We start from the raw sequence: 297 nt of genomic DNA, 5'->3' as shown, positions 1-297 counted from the left end.
GGTATTGCGCGTGCCAGCATAGAGCCGAGAAGTTGTGGACGAGTTTGGTCTGGCGCTCATGCTAACACTTAGCCGTAAAACTCTTAAAGCGTATATCCGCGTACGTGTAGACAACTTTGATTTAAACGGATTGGTTGGTTTTAATTTGCACTATAAAAGAGTGGGTTTTGTTGGCTGCGGCAATATTGGCCTTGCACTTTGTAATATCTTAAATGGCTTTGGTGCAAACGGTTTAGTGTGCGATCCCTGCGGGCAACCTGGCAATTAGACCATTACCGATTAAGATTCGCTGCTAAC

At 45.1% G+C, this 297-nt stretch carries 1 pseudogene; it reads left to right on the top strand.

The features are described 5' to 3' along the window. A pseudogene (locus tag CWB66_RS21660) lies at positions 1-265 on the top strand (NAD(P)-dependent oxidoreductase); the annotation flags it as partial. Positions 266-297 lie beyond the last annotated feature (32 nt).

Origin of the sequence: Pseudoalteromonas sp. S558 (assembly GCF_005886635.1) — a bacterium.
In the GTDB taxonomy this organism is placed as follows: domain Bacteria; phylum Pseudomonadota; class Gammaproteobacteria; order Enterobacterales; family Alteromonadaceae; genus Pseudoalteromonas; species Pseudoalteromonas aliena.
This window is presented reverse-complemented; position numbering and strand designations above follow the sequence as displayed.